The following is a 446-nucleotide window of genomic DNA, read 5'->3' on the forward strand; positions in this document are numbered from 1 at the left end:
CTTGGGCAGTTGAATTTGAAAATGAATTAACCATTCTTTGGAAGTGTAAATGTGGTGCTGTAGAATAACCAGTGCTTCCAGACCAACCGATTATTTGACCAGCTTTGACATAATCTCCTACTTTAACATTATATTTACTTAGATGCATATACCATTGTCTATGCACTCCATCATTTTCAATAAGACCTATTTGATTACCTCCTCCGTAATTACTCCAACCAGCTTCAACTATTTTTCCGCTTGAAATAGCTTTTACTGGTGTTCCAATATTCATAAAAAAATCAACTCCGTAGTGCATACCGCCATTTATACCTAATGGATAAGGACCGTAACCATATCCTTTTTTGTAATTATTCAACCATTGTGCTGAATGTTCATGTGTCATATGTATATCTCCTTCTTAAAGTTAAACAAAATTATTTCTAGAGGGGAATTGTTATCCGCTC

General features: G+C 34.8%; 1 pseudogene. It reads right to left on the reverse strand.

Features of this window, described 5'->3' with window-relative positions:
• Positions 1-382, reverse strand: a pseudogene (gene lss / locus KI369_RS29155) (lysostaphin); the annotation flags it as partial.
• Between the last annotated feature and the right edge of the window lie 64 nt (positions 383-446).

The sequence above is a fragment of the Bacillus sanguinis genome, assembly GCF_018332475.1.
GTDB classification, from domain to species: domain Bacteria; phylum Bacillota; class Bacilli; order Bacillales; family Bacillaceae_G; genus Bacillus_A; species Bacillus_A sanguinis.